This is a genomic window from Pseudomonas sp. WOUb67, assembly GCF_050058005.1.
Lineage (GTDB): Bacteria > Pseudomonadota > Gammaproteobacteria > Pseudomonadales > Pseudomonadaceae > Aquipseudomonas > Aquipseudomonas putida_R.
This window is the reverse complement of the sequence record NZ_CP170112.1, coordinates 1,066,165-1,092,139: the sequence shown is the minus strand read 5'-3', so window position 1 is coordinate 1,092,139 and position 25,975 is coordinate 1,066,165. Positions and strand designations below refer to the sequence as shown.

Annotated in this window: 18 protein-coding genes; 12 read left to right on the top strand and 6 right to left on the bottom strand. The window is 62.5% G+C overall.

The features are described from left to right. Positions 1-271 precede the first annotated feature (271 nt). The 3 genes from glnA to ntrC all read left to right on the top strand — a co-directional run bounded on the left by glnA (position 272) and on the right by ntrC (position 4,553). Entirely contained in the window at positions 272-1,678 is a 1,407-nt protein-coding gene (gene glnA, locus ABOC32_RS04875) for a type I glutamate--ammonia ligase (RefSeq protein WP_043200634.1), read from the top strand. 356 nt (positions 1,679-2,034) lie between these two features. Beyond that, positions 2,035-3,120 (top strand): nitrogen regulation protein NR(II), encoded by a 1,086-nt coding sequence (glnL, locus tag ABOC32_RS04870; protein WP_016489593.1) that lies wholly within the window; start codon positions 2,035-2,037, stop codon positions 3,118-3,120. Further along, positions 3,117-4,553, top strand: coding sequence for a nitrogen regulation protein NR(I) (gene ntrC / locus ABOC32_RS04865; RefSeq protein WP_019470638.1), 1,437 nt, complete (start codon positions 3,117-3,119; stop codon positions 4,551-4,553). Before glnL ends, ntrC begins: the two co-directional genes overlap by 4 nt. A 434-nt stretch (positions 4,554-4,987) precedes the next feature. On the opposite strand, the gene ABOC32_RS04860 is transcribed toward ntrC, so the two are convergent. Continuing rightward, on the bottom strand, positions 4,988-5,425 hold the full coding sequence (locus tag ABOC32_RS04860; protein ID WP_426810280.1) for a hypothetical protein: 438 nt from the start codon (positions 5,423-5,425) through the stop codon (positions 4,988-4,990). On the opposite strand from ABOC32_RS04860, the gene trmL reads away from it, so the two are divergent. Next, a complete protein-coding gene (gene trmL / locus ABOC32_RS04855; protein WP_012274606.1) occupies positions 5,424-5,885 on the top strand; it encodes a tRNA (uridine(34)/cytosine(34)/5-carboxymethylaminomethyluridine(34)-2'-O)-methyltransferase TrmL in 462 nt (153 codons plus the stop codon). The two genes, ABOC32_RS04860 and trmL, sit on opposite strands and share 2 nt — an antisense overlap. 163 nt (positions 5,886-6,048) lie before the next feature. Here the strand turns inward: trmL and secB are convergent, their stop codons facing one another. Genes secB through ABOC32_RS04840 form a run of 3 tightly spaced genes read right to left on the bottom strand, consistent with a single transcriptional unit; the run spans position 6,049 to position 7,243 of the window. Next, positions 6,049-6,534 carry a protein-export chaperone SecB gene (gene secB / locus ABOC32_RS04850; RefSeq protein WP_016489596.1) on the bottom strand — a complete coding sequence of 162 codons (486 nt, stop codon included), beginning with the start codon at positions 6,532-6,534 and terminating at the stop codon, positions 6,049-6,051. Between the two features lie 39 nt (positions 6,535-6,573). After that, positions 6,574-6,828 carry a glutaredoxin 3 gene (gene grxC, locus ABOC32_RS04845; RefSeq protein WP_003249204.1) on the bottom strand — a complete coding sequence of 85 codons (255 nt, stop codon included), beginning with the start codon at positions 6,826-6,828 and terminating at the stop codon, positions 6,574-6,576. A gap of 1 nt (position 6,829) precedes the next feature. After that, positions 6,830-7,243, bottom strand: coding sequence for a rhodanese-like domain-containing protein (locus ABOC32_RS04840; protein ID WP_284353155.1), 414 nt, complete (start codon positions 7,241-7,243; stop codon positions 6,830-6,832). 206 nt (positions 7,244-7,449) lie between these two features. Between ABOC32_RS04840 and gpmI the strand changes: the two genes are divergently transcribed. The 4 genes from gpmI to ABOC32_RS04820 all read left to right on the top strand — a co-directional run bounded on the left by gpmI (position 7,450) and on the right by ABOC32_RS04820 (position 12,701). Continuing rightward, positions 7,450-8,985 carry a 2,3-bisphosphoglycerate-independent phosphoglycerate mutase gene (gene gpmI / locus ABOC32_RS04835; RefSeq protein WP_426810279.1) on the top strand — a complete coding sequence of 512 codons (1,536 nt, stop codon included), beginning with the start codon at positions 7,450-7,452 and terminating at the stop codon, positions 8,983-8,985. Between the two features lie 228 nt (positions 8,986-9,213). Continuing rightward, positions 9,214-10,530 carry a murein hydrolase activator EnvC family protein gene (locus tag ABOC32_RS04830; protein ID WP_426810278.1) on the top strand — a complete coding sequence of 439 codons (1,317 nt, stop codon included), beginning with the start codon at positions 9,214-9,216 and terminating at the stop codon, positions 10,528-10,530. A gap of 78 nt (positions 10,531-10,608) precedes the next feature. After that, a complete protein-coding gene (locus tag ABOC32_RS04825; RefSeq protein WP_016502020.1) occupies positions 10,609-11,925 on the top strand; it encodes a S41 family peptidase in 1,317 nt (438 codons plus the stop codon). An 8-nt stretch (positions 11,926-11,933) separates the two neighbouring features. Further along, positions 11,934-12,701, top strand: a complete 768-nt coding sequence (locus ABOC32_RS04820) for a divergent polysaccharide deacetylase family protein (protein ID WP_426810277.1) — start codon at positions 11,934-11,936, stop codon at positions 12,699-12,701. Between the two features lie 5 nt (positions 12,702-12,706). On the opposite strand, the gene ABOC32_RS04815 is transcribed toward ABOC32_RS04820, so the two are convergent. Further along, positions 12,707-17,377, bottom strand: a complete 4,671-nt coding sequence (locus ABOC32_RS04815; RefSeq protein ID WP_426810276.1) for a dermonecrotic toxin domain-containing protein — start codon at positions 17,375-17,377, stop codon at positions 12,707-12,709. A 157-nt stretch (positions 17,378-17,534) separates the two neighbouring features. Beyond that, on the bottom strand, positions 17,535-19,481 hold the full coding sequence (locus ABOC32_RS04810; RefSeq protein WP_258910841.1) for a BCCT family transporter: 1,947 nt from the start codon (positions 19,479-19,481) through the stop codon (positions 17,535-17,537). 536 nt (positions 19,482-20,017) lie between these two features. On the opposite strand from ABOC32_RS04810, the gene betI reads away from it, so the two are divergent. The 4 genes from betI (at position 20,018) to ABOC32_RS04790 (ending at position 25,966) form a co-directional block, all read left to right on the top strand. Continuing rightward, entirely contained in the window at positions 20,018-20,674 is a 657-nt protein-coding gene (gene betI / locus ABOC32_RS04805) for a transcriptional regulator BetI (RefSeq protein ID WP_016502023.1), read from the top strand. A 39-nt stretch (positions 20,675-20,713) separates the two neighbouring features. Further along, on the top strand, positions 20,714-22,186 hold the full coding sequence (betB, locus tag ABOC32_RS04800) for a betaine-aldehyde dehydrogenase (RefSeq protein WP_426810275.1): 1,473 nt from the start codon (positions 20,714-20,716) through the stop codon (positions 22,184-22,186). A 77-nt stretch (positions 22,187-22,263) separates the two neighbouring features. Next, complete coding sequence (gene betA, locus ABOC32_RS04795) at positions 22,264-23,961, top strand: choline dehydrogenase (protein WP_234226569.1); 1,698 nt, start codon at positions 22,264-22,266, stop codon at positions 23,959-23,961. A 262-nt stretch (positions 23,962-24,223) separates the two neighbouring features. Next, complete coding sequence (locus tag ABOC32_RS04790) at positions 24,224-25,966, top strand: potassium/proton antiporter (protein ID WP_110745140.1); 1,743 nt, start codon at positions 24,224-24,226, stop codon at positions 25,964-25,966. Positions 25,967-25,975 lie beyond the last annotated feature (9 nt).

Sequence of the window (25,975 nt, the reverse complement as noted above, 5' to 3'; positions counted from 1 at the left end):
ATGAGGCCCCTAAAGGAAACACACAGCCCAACCAATGCACACTATTGGTGCATTGATGCCGAAAACCGCATCTTAAGGGTGCACTTTTCCCCGCCAACCCACTGCCAAATGCCCGCAAACGCCTGCTTTTATCCCACCCTCGCCATTTTCGGGCACTGGCATGCAATTTGCTCCCTTGTGAGGCAGGTAAGCTTGGCCGACTATCCGCGCCCGGCAACACCCTTTTTCCAGGGCAGCGGCCCACCGCGCTCTAGACCCTCCGGAGGACAACATGTCGAAGTCGGTTCAACTCATCAAAGATCATGACGTCAAGTGGATTGATCTGCGTTTCACGGACACCAAAGGCATTCAGCACCACGTGACCATGCCGTCGCGCGATGCGCTGGACGAAGACTTCTTCGAAGTCGGCAAGATGTTCGACGGTTCCTCCATTGCTGGCTGGAAAGGCATCGAAGCTTCCGACATGATCCTGATGCCGGTTGACGACACTGCCGTCCTGGACCCGTTCACCGAAGAACCTACCCTGATCATCACCTGCGACATCGTCGACCCGTCGAGCATGCAGGGCTACGATCGCGACCCACGTGCGATCGCCAAGCGCGCCGAAGAGTACCTGAAGAGCACCGGCATCGGTGACACCGTGTTCGCAGGCCCGGAGCCAGAGTTCTTCATCTTCGACGAAGTGAAGTTCCACTCGGACATCTCCGGCTCGATGTTCAAGATCTTCTCCGAGCAAGGCTCGTGGATGACCGGCGCTGACGTGGAAGGCGGCAACAAAGGCCACCGTCCAGGCGTGAAAGGCGGCTACTTCCCGGTTCCGCCGTTCGACCACGACCACGAAATCCGTACTGCCATGTGCAACGCACTGGAAGAAATGGGCCAGATCGTTGAAGTTCACCACCACGAAGTGGCGACTGCCGGCCAGAACGAAATCGGCGTCAAGTTCAACACCCTGGTGAAGAAAGCTGACGAAGTACAGGCCCTGAAATACGTCGTGCACAACGTTGCCGACGCCTACGGCCGTACCGCCACCTTCATGCCGAAGCCACTGTACGGCGACAACGGCTCGGGCATGCACGTGCACATGTCGATCTGGAAAGACGGCAAGAACACCTTCTCGGGTGAAGGCTATGCCGGCCTGTCCGACACTGCCCTGTACTTCATCGGCGGCATCATCAAGCACGGTAAGGCCCTGAACGGCTTCACCAACCCGTCGACCAACTCCTACAAGCGTCTGGTCCCAGGCTTCGAAGCCCCGGTAATGCTGGCCTACTCGGCTCGCAACCGTTCCGCATCGATCCGTATTCCTTACGTCGGCAGCCCGAAAGCCCGCCGTATCGAAGCACGCTTCCCGGACCCATCGGCCAACCCGTACCTGGCCTTCGCGGCCCTGCTGATGGCTGGCCTGGACGGCATCCAGAACAAGATCCACCCAGGCGATGCTGCCGACAAGAACCTGTACGACCTGCCACCAGAAGAGGCCAAGGACATTCCGCAAGTGTGCGGCAGCCTGAAAGAAGCCCTGGAAGAGCTGGACAAAGGCCGTGCGTTCCTGACCAAGGGCGGCGTGTTCTCCGACGACTTCATCGATGCCTTCATCGAGCTGAAGTCGGAAGAAGAAATCAAGGTCCGCACCTTCGTACACCCGCTGGAATACGAGCTGTACTACAGCTGCTGATCTGATCGGCGCCTCGCGCCGGTGACATGATCACGACGGCCTCCTTCGGGAGGCCGTTTTCGTTTACGCCCCACGCAGAAACCTCGCCACCCACGCTATGCTCTATCTTGGTGCAAGATTGAGTGCAGTGCCCCGATTTGCTCCCCAATCTGGTTCACATTAAACGTTTCACCAAGACTTTCTGATCCGAATTTGCGCAGATCCAGGCCTTTATCGGCAAATCCCGCTTCTTTTCGGAGCTTTGGTTTGTTTCTTGCATTTTTTCTGCAAAGAGACACGCATCAGCCGATGCACCCCGAGCCCGGCCCTGGCCAAGAAAGTGCCAGGCAAGCGCCAAAAGAGGTCAACGACGCCTTATGACCATCAGCGATGCGCAGCACCGTCTGCTTCTGGACAACCTGACCACCGCCACGTTGCTGCTCAACGCCGAGCTGCGCCTGGAGTACATGAACCCGGCCGCGGAAATGCTGCTCGCCGTCAGTGGTCAACGTAGCCATGGGCAGTTCATCAGCGAGCTGTTTACCGAGTCGACCGAGGCCCTCAGCTCGTTGCGCCAGGCGGTCGAGCAGGCGCACCCGTTCACCAAGCGCGAAGCGCAGCTCACCTCGCTGACCGGGCAGACCATCACCGTCGACTACGCGGTAACCCCCATCCTGAACCAGGGCCAGACCCTGCTGTTGCTGGAGGTGCACCCGCGCGACCGGCTGCTGCGCATCACCAAGGAAGAGGCCCAGCTGAGCAAGCAGGAAACCACCAAGATGCTGGTGCGTGGCCTGGCCCACGAAATCAAGAACCCACTCGGCGGCATCCGTGGCGCAGCCCAGTTGCTGGCCCGCGAGCTGCCCGAAGAAGGCCTGCGCGACTACACCAACGTGATCATCGAAGAGGCCGACCGCCTGCGCAACCTGGTCGACCGCATGCTCGGTTCGAACAAGCTGCCATCGCTGGCCATGACCAACATCCACGAAGTGCTGGAGCGGGTCTGCAGCCTGGTCGACGCCGAAAGCCAGGGTTGCATCACTTTGGTGCGCGATTACGACCCAAGCCTGCCGGACGTGCTGATCGACCGCGAGCAGATGATCCAGGCCGTACTCAACATCGTGCGCAATGCCATGCAGGCGATCAGTTCGCAGAACGAACTGCGCCTGGGCCGCATCACCCTGCGCAGCCGCGCCTTGCGCCAGTTCACCATCGGCCATGTTCGCCACCGCCTGGTCGCACGGGTGGAGATCATCGATAACGGCCCGGGCATTCCGCCGGAACTGCAAGACACCCTCTTCTATCCCATGGTCAGCGGCCGCCCGGACGGTACCGGGCTGGGCCTGGCCATTACCCAGAACATCATCAGCCAGCACCAGGGCCTGATCGAGTGTGAAAGCCACGCAGGCCACACCGCCTTCTCGATCTACCTGCCCCTGGAACAAGGAGCCACCGCCTCATGAGCCGAAGTGAAACCGTATGGATCGTCGACGATGATCGCTCCATCCGCTGGGTCCTGGAAAAAGCCCTGCAACAGGAAGGCATGACCACCCAGAGCTTCGACAGCGCAGACGGTGTGATGGGCCGCCTGGCACGCCAGCAACCGGACGTGATCATTTCCGACATTCGCATGCCGGGTGCCAGCGGCCTCGACCTGTTGGCACAGATCCGCGAACACCACCCGCGCCTGCCGGTCATCATCATGACCGCCCATTCCGACCTCGACAGCGCCGTGGCGTCGTACCAGGGCGGTGCCTTCGAGTACCTGCCCAAGCCGTTCGATGTGGACGAAGCCGTCTCGCTGGTGAAGCGCGCCAACCAGCACGCCCAGGAGCAACAAGGCCTGGATGTGCCACAGAACCTGGCGCGCACCCCGGAAATCATCGGCGAAGCCCCGGCGATGCAGGAGGTGTTCCGCGCCATCGGCCGCCTCAGCCACTCCAACATCACGGTACTGATCAACGGTGAGTCCGGCACCGGTAAAGAACTGGTGGCCCACGCCCTGCACCGTCACAGCCCGCGTGCGGCGTCGCCGTTCATTGCCCTGAACATGGCGGCCATCCCCAAGGACTTGATGGAGTCCGAGCTGTTCGGCCATGAAAAAGGCGCCTTCACCGGTGCTGCCAACCTGCGCCGGGGCCGCTTCGAGCAGGCCGATGGCGGCACCTTGTTCCTCGACGAAATCGGCGACATGCCCGCCGACACCCAGACCCGCCTGCTGCGGGTGCTGGCCGATGGCGAGTTCTACCGCGTTGGCGGCCATGTGCCAGTCAAGGTCGACGTGCGCATCATTGCAGCGACCCACCAGAACCTGGAGTCGCTGGTGCAGGCGGGCAAGTTCCGCGAGGACTTGTTCCATCGCCTGAACGTGATCCGCATCCACATTCCGCGCCTGGCTGACCGCCGCGAGGACATCCCTGCCCTCGCCCGCCACTTCCTCGCCCGCGCCGCCCAGGAACTGGCGGTCGAGCCGAAGATCCTCAAGCCGGAAACCGAAGAGTTCATCCGCAACCTGCCGTGGCCAGGCAACGTGCGGCAGATGGAAAACACCTGCCGCTGGATCACCGTGATGGCGTCCAGCCGCGAGGTGCTGATCGGCGACTTGCCGCCCGAGCTGCTGAACCTGCCACAGGACGCCGCACCGGTAACCAACTGGGAGCAGGCCCTGCGCCAGTGGGCCGACCAGGCGTTGGCGCGCGGGCAGTCGAACCTGCTGGACAGCGCGGTGCCGAGTTTTGAACGGATCATGATCGAGACGGCGCTCAAGCACACCGCCGGTCGGCGCCGGGATGCGGCGCTGTTGCTGGGCTGGGGGCGTAATACCCTGACGCGCAAGATCAAGGAGCTGGGGATGAATGTGGCGGGTGGGGATGATGAGGAAGGTGACGACCACTAATTCATAACTGCCTGCACCGATACATTCGCGGGTAAACCCGCTCCCACAGGTACGGCGCCAGCCTCAAGGTCGGCGCTGTACCTGTGGGAGCGGGTTTACCCGCGAATGCGTTTGTGGCGCAAAAAAATACCGGCTCCATGCACCGATCCTGTGCCCGATGCACCTCGCGAAGGCACAAACCCCCTCAAAACCCGGCCAAATCCCCCTCAAAGCCCAATATTCACGGGCTTTTCAAAACTGGCACGCCCCCTGCAATAGCTAATACATACCCAGTTTCGGGGGCCCTGGTACAGGCAGGCCGGGTGAACCCCTCTTTTATTCGCAACACCGCCCGTTTTGGGGACCTCGGTACAGGCAGGCCGGGTCATCCCCCCTTTATACGCAGTAACCCCTTTTGGGGACCCTGGTACAGGCAGGCCGGGATATCCCCTCTTTTATTCGTGCAGTTTCACCTGCACCCGCCAACGCCCATCGTCCTCTGCACCGGCCCATTCGCCGTGCAGGGGACGCGCGGCAATCACCGTCAGCAGCAGCCCTTCGTCACTCTTCTGCACCCGCCAACTGACCGGTTTACCCTGCAGGCTCAATTGCCCTTGCTGGGCCTTGCCCTGGGCCTGGAACAGCAGCGCAACCGTGCCTTCCACGTTCTCGCCATGCAGCTTGGGTTCTTCGTTGAACCACAGCGTCAGGCCATCCTGTACCACCTCCACCTGCTGCAGCTCACGCTCGTCGGGGGCGGTGATGCGGCCGATCATCAGCCCTACCATCAAACCGACAATCGCCAGTGACAGCATTACCCGTGGGAAGGCCTTCGAACGCACGTCCGGTTCAGGGGTAGAATGCCCGTCATCTTCACGCTTGGAGCCGTGCATGTTTCACGTCATCCTTTTTCAACCAGAAATTCCGCCGAATACCGGCAACATCATTCGCCTGTGCGCCAACAGCGGCTGCCACCTGCACCTGATCGAACCCATCAGCTTCGAACTGGATGACAAGCGCCTGCGGCGCGCGGGGCTGGATTACCATGAGTATGCCACGCTCAAGCGCCATGAGAGCCTGGCCGGATGCCTGGAAAGCCTGGGTAATCCAAGGCTGTTCGCCTTTACCACCAAGGGCTCGCACCCGTTCCATGAAGTGGCCTATCAACCGGGCGACGCTTTCCTGTTCGGGCCAGAGAGCCGCGGGTTGCCGGCCGAGGTGCTGGACAGCCTTCCAGCTGAACAACGCCTGCGCCTGCCGATGCGGCCGGGGTGCCGGAGCCTGAACCTGTCCAATACCGTGGCGGTGACGGTGTATGAGGCCTGGCGGCAGAACGGGTTTGCCGGGAGCTGATGCGCTGCCTGCACTGGCCCTATCGCCGGCAAGCCAGCTCCCACAGGGACCGCACCAGCCTTGGAACCTGTGCAGTACCTGTGGGAGCTGGCTTGCCGGCGATAGGGCCGGAACAGGCAATAAAAAAGCGCCCCGAGAGGCGCTTTCTTGATACCGGCAGCGATTACTGCACAGTCGGCACTTCGCCCGCTTCCTGCATGCGCTGCATTTCTTGCGCGTACAGGGCGTCGAAGTTGACCGGCGACAGCATCAGGGCCGGGAACGAACCGCGGGTCACCAGGCTGTCCAGGGTCTCACGGGCGTAAGGGAACAGGATGTTCGGGCAGAACGCACCCAGGGTGTGGCTCATCGAAGCCGCATCCAGGTTGGCGATCAGGAAGATACCGGCCTGCTGCACTTCAGCGATGAACGCCACTTCGTCACCGTTCTTGACGGTTACCGACAGGGTCAGCACCACCTCGTGGAAGTCACCTTCCAGGGCTTTCTGCTTGGTGTTCAGGTCCAGCGCAACGCTCGGCTCCCAGGTCTGGCGGAAGATCTGCGGGCTTTTCGGGGCCTCGAACGACAGGTCGCGCACATAGATGCGCTGCAGGGAGAACTGAGGGCTGTTGTCTTCTGCAGCAGCGCCGTTGGTCTGTTGGTCAGTCATGGCAGATCCTTATCCTAATGTTTTTGAATGCAGTGCAAATCAGGCCGCCAGCAGCGCGTCGAGCTTGCCGGCGCGCTCCAGGGCATAGAGGTCATCGCATCCACCGACATGGGTGCTGCCGATCCAGATCTGCGGCACCGACGTACGGCCGGCCTTCTGGCTCATCTCGGCACGAACCTGCGGCTTGCCGTCGACCTTGATTTCCTCGAAGGCCACGCCCTTGCTCTCGAGCAGGTACTTGGCGCGCATGCAGTAGGGGCAGTAGTCGCTGGAATAGACGATGACGGGCTTCATATCACTTCACCAGGGGCAGGTTATCGGCTTTCCAGCTGGAAACGCCACCGCTCAGTTTGGCAGCGGTGTAGCCAGCCTTGAGCAGTTCGCGGCAGTGGGTGCCGGACTGCTGGCCCATTGCGTCGACGACGATCAGGGTCTTCTCTTTGTGCTTGTCCAGCTCGCTCATGCGCGCGGCCAGCTTGTCCTGCGGAATGTTGATCGCACCGACGATGTGGCCGGCGGCGTATTCCTTGGCAGTACGGATGTCGAGGACCAGGCCCTTGTCGGCATTGACCAGGGCGGTCAGTTGGCCATTGCTCAGGCTCTGGCCGCCACGGCGGATTTCATTGAGCAGCAGCAGGACCAGCAGAACAACGAAGATCGCAACCAGGATGTAGTGATCTGTCGCGAATTGAATCAGGTGAGCAACCATCAGCGGTGTTCCAGGCGATTGAAAATGCCGGCCAGTATACACAGCCCCCCAGTACCACCAAAGCCCGGCGGGCCGGCCGCAAAGGTACCTTCATGTTGCCGAATGGGCTGCGCTGGTCAGGGAACAGGACGAATATTCGCCGCAGGTGGCGTATTTGCCCTAAAATGCGTGTCTTTATCATCTTTGAACAACCGTGAGTTTGATTGATGACGAGTACGCCCAAACCTCTGGTCCTGATCATCCTGGATGGCTTCGGCCACAGCGAGATCCCCGAACACAACGCCATTTTTGCCGCCAATACGCCGGTCTATGATCGCCTGCGCGCCACCCAGCCGCATGGCCTCATTTCCGGCTCGGGCATGGATGTCGGCCTGCCGGACGGGCAGATGGGCAACTCCGAAGTCGGTCACATGAACCTGGGGGCCGGCCGCGTCGTCTACCAGGACTTCACCCGCGTCACCAAAGCCATCCGCGATGGTGAGTTCTTCGAGAACCCGGTGCTCACCGCTGCCGTGGACAAGGCCGCCGGTGCCGGCAAGGCCGTGCACATCCTCGGCCTGCTGTCCGATGGTGGCGTGCACAGCCACCAGGACCACCTGGTGGCCATGGCCGAACTGGCGGCGCAGCGCGGTGCAGACAAGATCTACCTGCACGCCTTCCTCGATGGCCGCGACACCCCGCCACGCAGCGCACAGTCGTCCATCGAACTGCTCGACGCCACCTTCGCCAAGCTGGGCAAGGGCCGCATCGCCAGCCTGATCGGCCGCTACTTCGCCATGGACCGCGACAACCGCTGGGACCGTGTCAGCGCCGCCTACAACCTGATCGTCGACAGCGCCGCCGAGTACACCGCCGACACCGCCCAGGCCGGCCTGGAAGCGGCCTACGCCCGTGACGAGAGCGACGAGTTCGTCAAGGCCACGCGCATTGGTGAAGCGGTCAAGGTCGAAGATGGCGATGCCGTGATCTTCATGAACTTCCGCGCCGACCGCGCCCGCGAGCTGTCGCGCGCGTTCGTCGAAACCGACTTCAACGAGTTCCCGCGTGCCCGCCTGCCAAAAGTGGCGGCCTACATCGGCCTGACCCAGTACTCGGCCAAGATCCCGGCCCCCGCAGCCTTTGCACCGTCCAGCCTGGACAATGTGCTGGGCGAGTACCTGGCCAAGAACGGCAAGACCCAGCTGCGCATCGCCGAGACCGAGAAGTACGCCCACGTCACCTTCTTCTTCTCGGGCGGGCGTGAAGAGCCGTTCGAAGGCGAAGAACGCATCCTGATCCCGTCGCCGAAGGTTGCCACCTACGACCTGCAGCCGGAAATGAACGCGCCGGAAGTGACCGACCGCATTGTCGAAGCCATCGAGCAGCAGCGCTACGACGTGATCGTGGTCAACTACGCCAACGGCGACATGGTCGGCCACACCGGCGTGTTCGAGGCGGCGGTCAAGGCGGTCGAAGCGCTGGATACCTGTGTAGGGCGCATTGTCGAAGCGCTGGACAAGGTGGACGGCGAAGCGCTGATCACCGCCGACCACGGCAACGTCGAGCAGATGGAAGACGAATGCACCGGCCAGGCGCACACCGCGCACACCACCGAGCCGGTACCGTTCATCTATGTGGGCAAGCGCAACGTCAAGGTGCGCGATGGCGGCGTGCTGGCCGACGTGGCGCCGACCATGCTGAAGCTGCTGGGGCTGGAGAAGCCGGTGGAAATGACCGGTACCTCGATCCTGGTCGACGCCTGATTCGGTGTATTGGGGCCGCTTTGCGGCCCATTCGCAGCACAAGGCTGCTCCTACAAGGGCTCGCGTGATGCCTGTAGGAGCGGCCTTGTGTCGCGATCGGGCTGCGCAGCAGCCCCAATAACACATGAATTCCAGACAAACGCCCCCCTGCACCCGCAGCGAGGCGTTTTTTTTGCACGCCCGGGCGGGCATACTAGGCCAGTCTCCATCCTTGGTACGCCAAACCCCATGCTTCGCGCCCTGATCCTCCTAGCCCTGTCTTGCCTGCTCAGCCCGGCCTTCGCCGATGAGCGTGTGCAGACCCAGCAGCAACTGGACGCCACCCGCCAGGACATTGCCGAGCTCAAGAAGACGCTGGGCAAGCTCCAGGAAGAAAAGGCCGGTGTGCAAAAGGACCTCAAAGCCACCGAGACCGACATCGGCGATCTCGAAAAACAGGTGGAGGCTCTGCAGCAAGAGCTAAAAAAGACCGAGGGCGATCTGGAGCGCCTTGATACCGAGAAAAAAAAACTCCAGAGCGCCCGCGTTGAACAACAACGACTGATCGCCATTCAGGCCCGTTCGGCCTACCAGAACAACGGCCGCGAGGAATACCTCAAGCTGCTGCTCAACCAGCAGAACCCCGAGAAGTTCGCCCGCACCCTGACTTACTACGATTACCTGAGCAAGGCGCGCCTGGAACAATTGCGCACCTTCAACGAGACCTTGCGCCAGCTGGCCAACGTCGAGCAGGACATTGCCGGCCAGCAGCAACAGTTGCTTACCCAGCGCGCCGACCTCGACAGCCGCCGCCAGGCCCTGGAAACCGAGCGCGGCAAGCGCCAGCAGGTGCTGGCCAAGCTCAATGGCGACATGAAGGACCGCGACCAGAAGTTGCAGGCCCGCGAGCAGGACCAGGCCGACCTGGCCAAAGTCCTCAAGACCATCGAGGAAACCCTGGCCCGCCAGGCCCGCGAAGCTGAAGGAGCGCGCAAGAAAGCCTTGCTGGCCCAGCAGGAAGCAGAAAAACGCCGCCAGCAGGAGGCCCTGGCCGCCGCCGCTGCCCGCGAACGGGCCCAGGCACCCGTGGAGCCGGTGGAGCCACCGAAAAAGGCTCGCACCACCCTCGGCCCAATGGTTTCCACCGACGGCGCAAGCTACGGCGGCGCATTTTCTTCGGCACGGGGAAAACTTCCGTGGCCGGTCAACGGTCGATTGCTGGCACGCTTCGGTGATGCCCGCGGCAGCGACGCCCGTGCCAAGTGGGACGGGGTGATGATCAGCGCCAACCCGGGCACCCAGGTACGTGCGGTGCACGGCGGGCGCGTGGTGTTCGCCGACTGGTTGCGCGGCGCCGGGCTTCTGGTCATTCTCGACCATGGCAACGGTTACCTGAGCCTGTACGGCCACAACCAGAGCCTGCTCAAGAGCGCCGGTGATATCGTCAAGGCCGGTGAAGCCATTTCCACCGTTGGCGACAGCGGTGGCCAGGACGCGGCAGGCTTGTACTTCGCCATCCGCCAGCAGGGTCGGCCTACCGACCCTTCGCAGTGGTGCCGGGGCTAGTCAAATTTCTACGGCGTAGCCTGAATGCTGCGCCGATGCTCCCCAAGGAGCGCTTACAGGATCAGGAGTTCGTTCGACATGCTGCACTCGCCTCGTCTCACCCAGCTGGCCCTGTCCATCGCCCTGGCGGTCGGCGCGCCCCTGGCCACCGCCGCAGAGCCGGCCAAGGCCGCCGCAGTGCCAGCCACCGAGGTGACCGCCAAGGCGCCGCTGCCGCTGGAAGAGCTGCGCACCTTCGCCGAGGTCATGGACCGCATCAAGGCCGCCTACGTGGAACCTGTGGATGACAAGACCCTGCTGGAAAACGCCATCAAGGGCATGCTCAGCAACCTCGACCCGCACTCCGCCTACCTCGGCCCCGAGGATTTCCAGGAGTTGCAGGAAAGCACCAGCGGCGAGTTCGGCGGGCTGGGCATCGAAGTGGGCCAGGAAGACGGCTTCATCAAGGTGGTCTCGCCAATCGATGACACCCCGGCTTCGCGTGCCGGTGTGCAGGCCGGCGACCTGATCGTCAAGATCAACGGCGCCCCGACCCGTGGCCAGACCATGACCGAAGCGGTCGACAAGATGCGCGGCAAGATCGGCGAGAAGATCACCCTGACCCTGGTGCGCGACGGCGGCAATCCGTTCGACGTGACGCTGGCCCGCGCGGTCATCCAGGTCAAGAGCGTGAAGAGCCAGTTGCTGGAGAACGACTACGGCTACATCCGTATCACCCAGTTCCAGGTCAAGACCGGCGACGAAGTGGGCAAGGCGCTGGCCAAGCTGCGCAAGGACAACGGCAAGAAGTTGCGCGGGGTAGTGCTGGATCTGCGCAACAACCCGGGCGGGGTGTTGCAGTCGGCAGTAGAAGTGGCCGACCACTTCCTGACCAAGGGCCTGATCGTTTACACCAAGGGCCGCATCGCCAACTCCGAACTGCGCTTCTCCGCCGACCCGGCCGACGCCAGCGAAGGTGTGCCACTGGTGGTGCTGATCAACGGCGGCAGCGCCTCGGCCTCCGAGATCGTCGCCGGCGCCCTGCAAGACCAGAAGCGCGCCGTGCTGATGGGTACCGACAGCTTCGGCAAGGGCTCGGTGCAGACCGTGCTGCCGCTGGCCAACGACCGCGCCCTGAAGCTGACCACCGCGCTGTACTACACCCCCAACGGCCGTTCGATCCAGGCCCAGGGCATCGTGCCGGACATCGAAGTGCGCCCGGCCAAGCTCACCGCCGAAGTCGACACCGAAAACTTCAAGGAAGCCGACCTGCAGGGCCACCTGGGCAACGGCAACGGCGGCGCCGACCGCCCGACCGGCAGCAGCAAGCGCAAGGAACGCCCGCAGGACGATGACTTCCAGCTGAGCCAGGCCCTGAGCCTGCTCAAAGGGCTGAACATCACCTCGGGCAAATGATCCACACGATGCGTTACCTGCTGTGTCTGTTGTTCTGCCTGTTGGCCGGGGTCGCGCAAGCGGCGCCGGCCGGCAAGGCCTACATGAGCATCATCATCGACGACCTGGGCCAGAGCCCTGACCGTGACAGCCGCACCCTGGCCCTGCCTGGGCCGGTGACCATGGCGATCATGCCCGACACCCCGCACGCCACCACCTTCGCCCGCCAGGCCCACAAGGCCGGCAAGACGGTGATCCTGCACATGCCCATGGACCCGGCGACCGGGCCCTATGCCTGGCACCCGGGCCTTGCCATCGAGGAACTGGCACGCCGGCTGGAGGCGGCCTTGGCGAAGGTGCCCTACGCCGCCGGCATCAACAACCACATGGGCAGCCGCATGACGGCGCAGCGTGAACCCATGGCCTGGTTGATGGGTGAGCTGCAGCAACGTCACCTGTTCTTCGTCGACAGCCGTACCAGCGCCGCCACCGTGGCCGCAGCCGAAGCTCAGCGCATCGGCCTGGCCCACGTTTCGCGTGATGTGTTCCTCGACGATGTGCGCACTACCGAGGCGATCACCGGGCAATTGCAACAAGGCATCGCCCTGGCGCGCAAGCAGGGTTCGGCGGTGCTGATCGGGCATCCTTATCCGCAAACCCTCGAAGTGTTGGAGCGGGAAATACCTCGCTTCAAAAGCCAGGGAATCGAACTTGTACGCCTGCAACAGATGATCGCCGAGCGAGGCAACCTTGCCATGCCGGCCCATGGCAAGCACGGGCAGTATCAAAACCGCTGAGCACGTCACTCAAAGGGTATGATGCCCTCCATCTCGCTCAACCGTACCTCACCCCGGTAGATCGCCAGCAGGTCCCTGCCACTGGATGCCGCCTGGAGTTGCGCCTTGCGTCCCAATTTACGCTGCGACCACAGCTTCAGATGGCCTTTACTGAACTGCCGAGTGCCGCTGTCCGCCTCTGGGTAGTGAAAGTGCGCTTCCCACAGCCCTTCGCCCTGCACTTCTCCCACACGCATGCGGCGGCGAATCTCGTAGACGTCCAGATAGTCCTTTGCCGACAACATGCGCCGCGGTCCGGCACGGTTAACAGTGACTTCATTGTGTTCGAACAGAAAACGCAGGCTCTTCGCCGTGGGGTGTGAGGTAACGAGGTACATGCCCGTCAGCAGGTCGCGCTGTGTCGCCTGCAAGCGCCTCACCGCCTGGCTCAGGCTATCGAACAGCTCATCTTCAGGTGTCAGCCGAGGCAAATTGGCCTGTGACTCCACAAGCTTGCCGATATGCCCTTCCATCACCGTGGACAACCCAAGGGCCTCATCAGACTTCACATACAACCGGCCCAGGGAAATGACCGAGTCCACTTGGTCGATCAGGGCCTGAGCACGCTGACGGGCAATGCGGGGTTCCCTGGGCGAGAGCGGCGACTTGTCTTGCGCATCTCCCTTGGAGGCTTGCTCGACCCAGTCTTCCCCCTGTTTGTGAAACGTCTTGATGACATGCTGGGTGCGAAAGTCTCGCTGCTGAATCACTGCAACGCCATCGACCTCGACTTCCTCCCCTACGATGCTGCGCCCGCGGCTGGTTTTCACTACCCGCCGCCTGCCCCCCCGGGCAGCATAGGTTGGCGTCCGGCCCAGCAGAGGCAGGTCCAGCTCTTTCTCTTCGACAGCCTCAGCCATGTCTTTTTCTGCCAGGCTCCTGAGGCGTTCGAGGGTTTGCTTGTATTGCTGCAAACGGTCCTGGCGGATTGCCGGGCCACCGAGGCTGCTCAGGTAGTCCGCCATACCCTTGGCCTCTTCGTAAGCCTCCAGGATCCCCGTCAAGACATCGATCCGTTCATTGATGGAAAGATCACTCCCTGCCAAGTCACCATGGGCATTGCCAGCACTCTTCAATGCTTCGCTGGCCAGGTAATCGAGGTACTGCTCCAAGGTGCGCTCCTCGACATCCACCAAACGGTCGAGGCTGATTTCGGCCAGGTCGAGTAACAAGCGAAAGTCCAGGTCGATACCAGACAGGCGACGTCTATCGATGACCTGCTTCAGTTCGGCATTCTTGTTGATCCTGACCTCGCCCTTTTCATCCATGAAGACGATGGAAGTATCGTTCAGCGTATCGGTCAGTAGCTTGTCCATCACCCGGGAGATGTCGGCCAGATCTGTTTCCCACCTGGTCACCTGTTCAAGCGATGCCAGAAACGCCTTGTAGTGGGTTATTTCCCGCTCGTGCTCAGGACGTATGGCAATATCCCTGGACATCTCATCCAGCCCCTCGGCGTTGATCATCCAGGCCATTTCGTTGTAGTAAACCGTAAGGTTCTCGATAAGGGCCTGGCGGACGCTGCTACGCTGCGCCCGGAGCGCGGTAAGCAGTGCCTCATCGTCGATGCGCATGTCGTGCAGGCGGGCAATGTGCCGGTCATGCGCGATGCCGTTCTCCACCACGGCCTTGAGTTCGTAGATAACCTTTTCATTGATCTTCTTGCGCAAGCGCCGGGTCAGGTCAAGCACGCTCTGGTTCAGCTCATCCAGTTCGGGCAGCGCTTCCAGTGCTGCAATCTGCCTGTCCTTCTCCTTCAACAACGCTTGATGGCTATCCAGCTGTTTGCCAAGCCGGTTGTTGTTCAATGCAAACTCGGTCTCCTGGTGGCGCAGGTTTTCAAGAACCTTCTCATTTTCTTCCTTCATGGCCTTCAACCGGCTGCGAGGCATGCCGCCGCGTAGCCGGAGCATGGGGTCGATTCGCCACTGGTCGTCGACGAATGACACCCAAGGCCCAGGTTGCCCCGCACGGTCGACAATACGAACCCCATCCACTGACACGCGCGCCATGTACACATCACCGGCCAAGGGCAGGTAGTGATAACCAGCGGCCGCATACAGCCCTCGATGGTCACCGCTCTCGATCACATCAAGGCCGCTGAGCGACTGGCCGACACGCAAGGCGTGCAGCGCGTTGCGCCGCTCGGCAGAAAGCACATTCAGCCCCTGGGCGCCACGCCACGAGAAGTCCAGTTGCGTGGCGACCTCACTCAGCTCGCCGGGTGGCCCGACGTTGCCTTGCACAGGCATGATTGCCTGCACGCGACTGCCAGGCTGTACCGGGGACCGCTGCTCGAGGACCGATGCCGGGAACATCGACGGCACAACCGTTGATGCCCCCGGCAAGCGCAGGTGCATCATCGCCATCGACGCATTGAGCACCAGGTCCACCACCGCTGCAGAGCGCTCGAATGCGCTGTCGCCTCGCAATGCTGCAAGGTCGCCCTGCAACCCGATGATGCCCTGGACCAGCCAGGCGACCGTAGCCACAGGCCCACGCAACAAAAGGCTACCGACATCAAATAGCAGCCAGGCCCCTTGGATAAGAAGTGCCCAGCGGCTTTCCCGGCTGGAAACCGATTGACGGTCAGCCAGCTCCACCAGCAAGTCGCGGTTGGCCTGGTATAGCGTTGCATCGACATCGTGCTGCCAGAACTGCGCGGCGAACGCCGCGGGCCTCACCCGCGACGGCAGCACCGAGGTATCAATGATCGGCTGCAGCAGGTGCGGCTCAAGAAAGCCGCCCCGGCCGTACACGCGACGCGCCTCTGGGGTAAGCCAGTCGAGGATGCTGGCTTGCAACGCGCCGTCCTGGGCGATCGCCGCCATCATCGTATCGATGCGGGTGAACTCGGTGACCGCAGCAGCACCGTACAATGGCCGATACAGCAGCACACACTGGGGCTGAGTGGAAAAAAGCACATACATTCCCGCCACAGTGTCACTGAAGGACGCATCGGGCGAGCGCTTGAACGCCAAGGGCATAAGCATTTGTGCCGGCAGCTGTTGATCGACGATACCGCGGCAGTAGTCGACCACACATTGCAGGGCCGCTTCACTCAAGGTACCGGCCAAGGCCGCCGATAGCGCACTGAACAACATCGAACACCGCCACTCCCGCCCAAACCGCTCGACCCGCTGCGTGCGCCCGGAAGGTTCGTCCAGGCACTGCGCCACATAGCCCGGATAGCGCCCGCCAATGTCAACTTTCTGGACCAGTGACTGCACGTAGCCCGGGTTCATCCAGTCCATGATCAACTGCCCCTCCCGGTGCCTGACGGCGCTCAACACCGCCCCTTGCAGCGAGCTGAGGTTACCGATGGCAAACTCGGTCAGGTTCATGCACCGGTGCGTTACGCTGCCACCGCCAACCCCCGCACCCGCTCCGCCGGGTGTGCCGCGAGCCGTGGTGAGCGTCAGCTCAAGGTCGTCCGGGAAGTAGTTGGCATCGTCAGGATGGTCTGCCAGTAACTGCTCGCGCAGTTGCTGACGTGCGTAGGCGTGCAGGTCCAGCACACCGTCCAGTGCAGCGACGCCATCGGACAGCGCCTGCGCCAAGGCCAGGTCGAACAGGGCGCACTGGCAAGCAAAGCTTTGCGCGGGTTTCGCCTGCCGGAAACTCGGCGGTAACGCCGTGATGGCTTGCGGCTCGCTCACCCGGTAGCCCTCGATGAAGGCGTGCGAAGGATCACTCAGAGCGGCGAAGTATTGCTCCAGCTCGCCCACGTCAGTCAGTGTTGAGTACCGTACCTGCTGCAGGGGCTGCAGCAACGCCTCGAGCATCAAAGTGCTCAATTGAGCAAACACATCCCCCTCGAGTTCGTAGCGCTTCCAGACGAAGGTATCGAATGCCTGGCCCTGCGCGACGCTATCGCGCAGGGCCAGGGCCAGGTCGTCAAGCGAATCGAACGCGCGGATCACGCTGGACGGGGCGCACCAGATAAACACCCTGCGCGCATCGCTTTCGCCCATGACCAGCAGGTTCGGCAACAGCGCATCGTAATGCGCCGCCCCCTGGCTCAACCGCACCTGCACGACACTCACGCTGGGTGACTGATCGCCGCCCTGTAGCAGGCCATGGATGTAGCTTTGCTGCTCGGCATCCAGGCCTTGCAACGGCAGGTTCGCCAACCAGGCTGACTTCATTGTCTGCTGCAGCCAGCGGTCACGGCTGACGCCAGCACTGCCTGTTGCCTGCCAATACTCCACCTGGGCTTGACCAAATTGCTCGGGAAGCAGCACAAGCAGGTCGTTGAGGGCGTCTGTCAGCGACTCTACCCTGATCACATCGCCGTCCTGGCTCTCGAACGGACCGGGGATGGCGTACAAACGATGCGGTAGCTCGAGGCTGAGACGGTAATCCAGCCCCGCAACCAGGGAAAAGTCGAGAACGCGCCGATCCAGCAGTGCTTGCAGGAAGTAATCGACGAAGCGCTGATTGCACCAGCTGCCATTGACCTGGGGAATCATCAGGTACAGTGATTCGGCAGAGGTCAGTTCCGGGCGAGACGCGGCAATCAGCGGGTAGTGTTCGATCAGCACCTGCATCAACCGCTGCCCCGCCACTTGGCGCAAGGTCGGGCGGCCGGCGAAGTGCATCGCCACAGCGTGCTTGTCATCAATCGGAAGGGTCATTGGCAGCTAGCTCCAGGCGAAGTGGCCCAGGAGCGTATACAGCCAGTAACCACTGGCCGGACTACATAATGCTCAGCGGCCAGCAAATCCGCTGATACCCGGAAACAACAAGGGCCCGGCGCTTTCGCGCCAGGCCCTTGTGCACTACAGCTATTCGTCAGCTGTACACACGCCCCAGCAACTGGCGGTGGCTTTCGAACTGATCCAGCACATCACGCACGATCTGCTCCGGCGCAAAGCCCATCAGGTCATACTCCTGGCTGCCATCGTGCAGGTACACCTCGGCACGGTAGTAGCGCTGGCGCACTTCCGGCTCGCCCTCCACCGGTGCTTCGCTCGGCGCGGCCATGTAGCCGTCAAGGCTGACTTCGTAAACGAACGGGTTGCCCTCGTCCATCATCACCCGCAGGCCCATCATGTTGCGCGACTGGCCAACGCGGGTTTCCACCTCGAAGCCCAGGGTCTGCAACTGCGCGGCCGCTTCTTTCAGCGCCGGGCTGACCTGCTTGTCCATGAAACGCTGCACCACAGCCTGGGTCGGCTGCAGCTCCAGCTGGGTCAGGCGCTCGCTGAAGCCACGACGGCCACGGGCGGCCAGCTCGGCGCGCTCGCTTTCCACCGCAACGTCCTGCTTCATGGCCTTGTACAGGCCGAACATGAACAGCACCAGCACCACCGAGAACGGCAGGCCCGCCAGCACGACCATGGTCTGCATGGCTTCGAAGTTACCGGCAAACAGCAGGCCGATGGTGACCAGGGTGATGACCACCGACCAGAACACCACCATCCAGTGCGGGGCGTCTTCGTCGACCTTGCCGCCTTTGCACGACAGGTTGGCCATCATCACCGCACCGGAGTCGGCCGGGGTAAGGAACAGCACAAAGCCGACAAATACCGCCACACCAATCACGATCTTCGCCGCCGGGAAGTATTCCAGCAGCTGGTAGATCGACATTGACGGCTGTTCCAGCGCGGTCTTGCCAAGCTCCACCGCCCCTTGGTTGATCACCAGGTCCAGTGCGGTGTTGCCGAAGATCGACAGCCAGGCCAAGGTGAAGCCCAGCGGGATCAACAGCACGCCGCTGACCAGTTGGCGCACGGTACGGCCCTTGGAGATACGGGCAATGAACATGCCGACGAACGGGCCCCAGGAGATCCACCAGGCCCAGTAGAACACGGTCCACAGCCCCAGCCAGCGCTCGGACTTGCCGGCTTCGCCTTCGTACACGTACAGGTCGAAGGTTTTCAGCACGATGCCGTTCAGGTAGTCGCCAACGTTCTGCACAAAGCCATTGAACAGGTGCAGGGTGTTGCCCGCCAGCAGCACGAACAGCAGCAGGCCGCTGAACAGCAGGATGTTCAGGTTGGACAGGCGGCGAATGCCGTTTTCCACACCCGATACCGCCGCCACGGTAGCCACGCCGGCCATGACCAGGATCACCACCAGCAGGTTGGTCTGGCTGTGCTCCATGCCGAACAGGTATTCAAGGCCCGAGGACACCTGCATCGAGCCGATCCCCAGGTTGGTCACCAGGCCCAGCAGGGTCACGAACATGCCGAAGATGTCCACGGCGTTGCCGGCAGCACCCTTGACCCAACGCTCACCCACCAGCGGATACAGCGCCGAACGCAGCGCCAGCGGCTGGTTGTGACGGTAGGCGAAGTACCCCACGGCCAGGCCGACCAGAGCGTAGATCGCCCAGCCATGCAGGCCCCAGTGCAGGAAGGTCAGCTGCAGGCCCTGGCGCGCAGCTTCGAGGCTGGCCGGGGTGCCTTCTGGTGGGTTGAAGTAGTGGTCCAGCGGCTCGGAAGCGCCGAAGTACAGCAGCGAAATGCCGATGCCGGAGGAGAACAGCATGCCGGCCCAGGCGCCGTAGCTGAAGTCAGGCTGGTCGTCCTTGCCGCCAAGCTTGAGCTTGCCGTAATCGGAGAAGGCCAAATAGACGACGAACAGCAGGTAACCGCAGATCACCAGCATGTAGTACCAGCCAAAGGTGCGCGTCAGCCATTTCTGGGCCACGCCCAGCACTTGGCCGGCGGCATCGGGTACAGCGATCAGCAAGGCAGTCAGAACAAGGATCATCAGCGCGGAGGTGAAGAACACCACGCGGTTGACCCGTACCCTCTCGGCGGGGGGCTTGGTAAGTGAGGCAGAACTCATTGCACGAATGCTCCGGGCAGTACGGCTTTGTGGAGGCTAATCAATCTTTCCCGAGCAATTGGTGGAATATCCCCACTGCGTCAGGTGTTATAAAAGCACCCTGGAAACCGTGATCCCGAATCGATACGTTGCAAAAAAACAGACAGGTGGCCTGCTGAAAATGCCCACGCATCCGCAGAGGTGCGCGCATTCGTCACAGATCACCCCGCCCGCTCCAAGGGCCTGTCGCAGGGCCAGTGGCCGTACGGCAGAATCTGCATTTCGCATCGCTCATGCCCGTCAACGCCTTGTATTCCGGGGGTTACGCGATTTCCTGGGGTGTCAATCCGTGCCTTCTCGACCGCCTGAAAAACTGTCAATGGCACAAATTGTCGCAGAGCTTATTCTTTATTGATTGAACGTTCAATCAAAACAAAATAGACTGGCCTTCGCCGAGTCAGCCGCCCGTCGTCTGCTCGCAGGCCTGAGGAGATAGCAAGATGCCCAAGGTCGGTATGCAACCCATCCGCCGCCAGCAGTTGATCGAAGCCACGTTGCAGGCGGTCGATCAGGTCGGTCTGGGGGACGCCAGCATTGCGCTGATTGCCCGTTTGGCCGGTGTGTCAAACGGCATCATCAGTCACTACTTTCGGGACAAGAACGGCCTGATCGCAGCGACGATGGGTTACATCATGAGCATGCTCAACGAAGGCGTCAGAGCACGCCGTCAGGCCCTGACGGACGACAGCCCGCGCGCTCACCTGAAAGTGATCATCGAGGGCAACTTCGATGCCAGCCAGGTGAACGGCCCGGCAATGAAAACCTGGTTGGCCTTCTGGGCTTCCAGCATGCACCAGCCCGATTTGCACAGGTTGCAGCGGATCAACGACCACCGCTTGTATTCCAACCTGTGCTGCCAGTTCCGCCGCGCCCTGCCGCTCTACCATGCGCGTAAGGCAGCCCGCGGCCTGGCAGCCCTGATCGACGGCCTGTGGCTGCGTGGCGCCCTGTCGGGTGATGCATTCGACACCGGCCAGGCGATACGGATTGCTTACGAATACATGGATCTACAACTGGCTAAACAGCACACCCTGGGCACAAACGACCAGGCCGCTGAACAAGCACGCACGGCCCTTGCCAACCCGGCAGGAGCGTGACGCGCAAGCCAAACCACACACTGCACTTGCGAGGACACTATGGCCCGTTTCGGAACGCAAAAACTCTACATTGATGGCGCTTACGTCGACGCTGGCAGCGATGCCACTTTCGAAGCCATCAACCCGGCGACCGGCGAAGTCCTCGCCCACGTACAACGTGCCACCGAGGCCGATGTCGAGAAGGCTGTGGAAAGCGCCGAACGTGGCCAGAAAGTCTGGGCTGCGATGACCGCCATGCAGCGTTCGCGCATCCTGCGCCGCGCCGTCGACATCCTGCGCGAGCGCAACGATGAGCTGGCCCAGCTGGAAACCCTGGACACCGGCAAGTCGTACTCCGAAACCCGCTACGTCGACATCGTCACCGGCGCCGACGTGCTGGAATACTACGCAGGCCTGGTACCGGCCATCGAAGGCGAGCAGATCCCGCTGCGCGAATCGTCCTTCGTCTACACCCGCCGCGAGCCGCTGGGCGTGACCGTGGGTATCGGCGCCTGGAACTACCCGATCCAGATCGCCCTGTGGAAATCCGCCCCGGCCCTGGCCGCCGGCAACGCGATGATCTTCAAGCCGTCGGAAGTCACTTCGCTGACCACCCTGAAACTGGCCGAGATCTACACCGAAGCCGGCCTGCCGAATGGCGTGTTCAACGTGCTGACCGGCAGCGGCCGCGAAGTCGGCACCTGGCTGACCGAGCACCCGCGCATCGAAAAAGTCTCCTTCACCGGCGGCACCACCACCGGCAAGAAAGTCATGGCCAGCGCCTCCAGCTCCTCGCTGAAGGAAGTCACCATGGAACTGGGCGGCAAGTCGCCACTGATCATCTGCGCCGACGCCGACCTGGACAAGGCCGCCGACATCGCCATGATGGCCAACTTCTACAGCTCGGGCCAGGTGTGCACCAACGGCACCCGCGTGTTCATCCCGGCTGAAATGAAGGCTGCCTTCGAAGCCAAGATCGCCGAGCGCGTTGCCCGCATCCGTGTTGGCAACCCGGAAGACGAAAACACCAACTTCGGCCCGCTGGTCAGCTTCGCCCACATGGAAAACGTGCTGGGCTACATCGCCAAGGGTAAGCAAGAAGGTGCCCGCGTGCTGTGCGGCGGCGAGCGTCTGACCGAAGGTGACTTCGCCAAGGGCGCCTTCGTGGCCCCGACCGTGTTCACCGACTGCACCGACGACATGACCATCGTCAAGGAAGAGATCTTCGGCCCGGTCATGAGCATTCTGTCCTACGAGACCGAAGAAGAAGTGATTCGTCGTGCCAACGACACCGAGTACGGCCTGGCCGCCGGTGTGTGCACCAACGACATCACCCGCGCCCACCGCATCATCCACAAGCTGGAAGCCGGCATCTGCTGGATCAACGCCTGGGGTGAATCGCCGGCCGAAATGCCGGTCGGTGGCTACAAGCAGTCGGGCGTCGGCCGTGAGAACGGCGTCAGCTCGCTGGCTCAATACACTCGCATCAAGTCGGTCCAGGTCGAGCTGGGCGGCTACAACTCGGTTTTCTAAACCCTGTCTAGCCACGCCCGTGCCGCCGCGCACGGGCGTTCCCGCTCCCTGATCACCGCCAACACGAGGGTACTTTCATGTCCCAAGAATTCGATTACATCATCGTCGGTGCCGGCTCGGCCGGTAACACCCTGGCTACCCGCCTGACCGAAGACGCCGGCGTCACCGTACTGCTGCTGGAAGCCGGTGGCCCCGACTACCGCTTCGACTTCCGCACCCAGATGCCAGCCGCCCTGGCCTTCCCGCTGCAGGGCCGCCGCTACAACTGGGCCTACGAGACCGACCCGGAGCCGCACATGGACGGCCGCCGCATGGAATGTGGCCGTGGCAAGGGCCTGGGTGGCTCGTCGCTGATCAACGGCATGTGCTACATCCGCGGCAACGCCATGGACTTCGACGGCTGGGCAGAACTGCCAGGCCTGGAAGACTGGACCTACCTCGACTGCCTGCCGTACTTCCGTAAAGCCGAAACCCGCGACATCGGCCCGAACGATTACCACGGTGGCGAAGGCCCGGTCAGCGTTGCCACGCCAAAAGCCGGCAACAACCCGCTGTTCCACGCCATGGTCGACGCCGGCGTGCAAGCCGGTTACCCGCGCACCGAAGACCTCAACGGCTACCAGCAGGAAGGCTTCGGCCCGATGGACCGTTCGGTCACCAAGAACGGCCGCCGCTCCAGCACCGCCCGTGGCTATCTGGACCAGGCCAAGAAGCGCCCGAACCTGACCATCGTCACCCACGCCCTGAGCGACCGCGTACTGTTCGACGGCAAGCGCGCCGTTGGCGTGACCTACCTGGTCGGCGACAGCGAAGAGCGTGTTGAAGCCCGTGCCCGCAAGGAAGTGATCGTCAGCTCCGGCGCCATCGCTTCGCCGCAGCTGCTGCAGCGCTCCGGCGTCGGCCCGCGCCACCTGCTGGAAAGCCTCGACATCCCGGTTGTACACGACCTGCCGGGTGTTGGTGAAAACCTGCAGGACCACCTTGAGCTGTACCTGCAGTACGCCTGCACCCAGCCGGTATCGCTGTACCCATCGCTGCTGTGGTGGAACCAGCCGGCCATCGGTGCAGAGTGGCTGTTCAACGGCACCGGCATCGGCGCCAGCAACCAGTTCGAGGCTGGCGGCTTCATCCGTACCCGCCCTGAATTCAAGTGGCCGAACATTCAGTACCACTTCCTGCCGGTGGCCATTAACTACAACGGTTCCAACGGCGTGAAGGAACACGGCTTCCAGGCGCACATGGGTTCCATGCGCTCCCCTGCCCGTGGTCGCATCCAGACCAAGTCGAAGAACCCGCGCCAGCACCCGAGTATCCTGTTCAACTACATGTCCACCGAGCAGGACTGGCAGGAATTCCGTGACGGCATCCGCCTGACCCGCGAAATCATGGCCCAGCCGGCGCTGGACCCGTACCGTGGCCGCGAAATCAGCCCGGGCGCCGACGTGCAAACCGACGAGCAGCTGGACAAGTTCATCCGCGAGCACGCCGAAACCGCCTTCCACCCGTCCTGCTCGTGCAAGATGGGCACCGATGACATGGCAGTGGTCGACGGCGAAGGCCGCGTGCATGGCATGAAGGGTCTGCGTGTGGTCGATGCCTCGATCATGCCGCTGATCATCACCGGCAACCTGAACGCCACCACGATCATGATCGCCGAGAAAATCTCGGACAAGATCCGTGGCCGCAAGCCACTGCCGCGCAGCACTGCCAAGTACTATGTGGCGGGCGAGGCACCGGTGAAAGGCAAGCCGATGCGTGAAGTGAAGCAGGCCTGATAACCCTGGGGCCGCTTTGCGGCCCATTCGCAGCACAAGGCTGCTCCTACAGGAATGCGCATTCCCCTGTAGGAGCAGCCTTGCGCTGCGAAGAGGCCCGCCCAGGCAACACTTGAAAAGGCACCCACCGCGGTGCCTTTTCTACATCTGCAGAAACGCTTTACATGCTGCCAATTCATCAGGTTAGAATCGATTGGCACGCGACCTGCTAGCAGCATGCTACCAAGTCCTATTTCCCCGCGCTGTCCCGGAGTACCTGCCTTTGGATGCAAGCACCATCAACAGCCTGTTCCTGATCGGCGCATTGCTGGTGGGCGCAAGTATCCTGGTCAGCTCGCTGTCGTCGCGCCTGGGCATCCCCATTCTGGTCATCATCCTCGCCGTCGGCATGGTCGCCGGTGTAGATGGTGGCGGCATCATCTTCAACAACTACCCGACCGCCTACCTGGTGGGCAACCTGGCACTGGCCGTGATCCTGCTCGACGGTGGCCTGCGCACGCGGGTGGCAAGCTTCCGCGTGGCGCTGTGGCCGGCACTGTCGCTGGCCACGGTCGGGGTGATGATCACCACAGCCCTCACCGGCCTGGTCGCCGCCTGGCTGTTCAACCTGAGCCTGATCCAGGGCCTGTTGATCGGCGCCATCGTCGGCTCCACCGACGCCGCAGCGGTGTTCTCGCTGCTGGGCGGCAAGGGCCTGAACGAGCGGGTTACCGCCACCCTGGAGATCGAGTCGGGCAGCAACGACCCGATGGCCGTGTTCCTCACCGTCACCCTGATCGACATGATCGCCAGCGGCCAGACTGGCCTGCACTGGAGCCTGCTGGGCCACCTGCTGCGCGAGTTCGGCATCGGCGGGCTGCTGGGCCTGGGCGGCGGCTGGCTGATGCTGCAGCTGGTCAACCGCATCAACCTGGCCGGTGGCCTGTACCCGATCCTGGTGGTGGCCGGCGGTCTGGTGGTGTTCTCGCTGACCAACGCCCTGCACGGCAGCGGCTTCCTCGCCGTGTACCTGTGCGGCCTGGTGCTGGGCAACAAGCCTATCCGCAGCCGCCACGGCATCCTGCATATGCTCGACGGCATGGCCTGGCTGGCCCAGATCGGCATGTTCCTGGTGCTGGGGCTGCTGGTCACGCCCCATGACCTGCTGCCCATCGCCTTGCCGGCGCTAGGCCTGGCGTTGTGGATGATCCTGGTAGCGCGGCCGCTGTCGGTGGTCGCTGCACTGCTGCCGTTCAAGGCCTTCCATGGCCGCGAAAAGGGCTTTATTTCCTGGGTAGGGCTGCGCGGCGCGGTGCCGATCATTCTGGCGGTGTTCCCGCTGATGGCCGGCCTGCCGGACGCCCAGCTGTTCTTCAACCTGGCGTTCTTCATCGTGCTGGTGTCGCTGCTTGTGCAAGGCACCAGCCTGCCGTGGATGGCCAAACTGCTGAAAGTGACCGTACCGCCAGACCCGGCACCGATCTCCCGCTCCGCCCTGGAAGTGCACATCACCAGCGAGTGGGAAATGTTCGTCTACCGCCTGGGCGCCGAAAAATGGTGCATCGGCGCCGCCCTGCGCGAGCTGAAAATGCCCGAAGGCACGCGGATTGCCGCCCTGTTCCGTGGCGAGCAACTGCTGCACCCGTCCGGCAGTACCGTGCTGGAAGTGGGCGACATGCTCTGCGTGATCGGTCACGAGCATAACCTGCCGGCGCTGGGCAAACTGTTCAGCCAGGCGCCGCAGCGTGGCCTGGACCTGCGCTTCTTTGGCGACTTCGTGCTCGAAGGCGATGCCGAACTGGGCGCGGTGGCAGCGCTTTACGGCCTGAAACTCGATGGCCTGGACGCGAAAATGCCGCTGGCGCAGTTCATCCGACAGAAGGTCGGAGGCGCTCCAGTAGTAGGCGACCAGGTCGATTGGCATGGCACGATCTGGACCGTGGCGACCATGGACGGGAACAAGATCCAGAAAGTAGGCGTCAGATTCCCCGAAGGAACGCGACCCGGACCAGGATTGTTCCTCTAAACTTCGTTT